The organism is Pseudoxanthomonas kalamensis DSM 18571 (assembly GCF_010211745.1).
Lineage (GTDB): Bacteria > Pseudomonadota > Gammaproteobacteria > Xanthomonadales > Xanthomonadaceae > Pseudoxanthomonas_A > Pseudoxanthomonas_A kalamensis.
This window is the reverse complement of sequence record NZ_PDWQ01000076.1, coordinates 1-567: the sequence shown is the minus strand read 5'-3', so window position 1 is coordinate 567 and position 567 is coordinate 1. Positions and strand designations below refer to the sequence as shown.

Annotated in this window: 1 pseudogene; it reads left to right on the top strand. The window is 60.8% G+C overall.

What is annotated here, in order from left to right:
- Nucleotides 1-254 (top strand): annotated as a pseudogene (locus tag CSC70_RS14065) (peptidoglycan-binding protein); the annotation flags it as partial.
- Nucleotides 255-567: the final 313 nt, after the last annotated feature.

Genomic DNA, 567 nt, shown 5'->3' with positions numbered 1-567 from the left:
CCCTGCAAGCGGTCAAGGCCGAGGGCATCCAGGGTCCGCAGCAACTGCAGACGGTGACGGTACAGGACAAGGTGGCCTTCGTCGCAGGCACTACGCCAGGATTTCGCGCACGTGTCGATCTGGAACAGGCACCGCCCGTGCAGGAAAGCACCCGCCAGGTCGATGCGCAGAATCAACAGCGCGCTCAAGCCGTGCAGCAGCAGCCGAACCCGCAACAGGAACCTGCGCAGGCGCGCGGCGGCATGGCACATTGAACGACAGGTGCCGTGCTGCTCGCCCGCAACGTGCGGAGCCTCGGTACCGATAGGATGTGCACCGAGGTCAAAGCACCTCTGCCGAAGAGGCACTTTGTCCCGGTGCTGCGGCCTGGTCGGCGCGCCACCCTCGGCATGACGAATGCGAAGCGCACCCGTCGTAGCTATCCACCGTCGGCACCGCGTCGGATACGATGCGCTCCCGCATCGAAAGAAAAAAGACTTGAATACTGAGATTCAACAAATAAATGCAACCTATGCAGCGATGGAACGCCACGTATGTCTAACAGTGATGCATATCGAAGCTACAGAA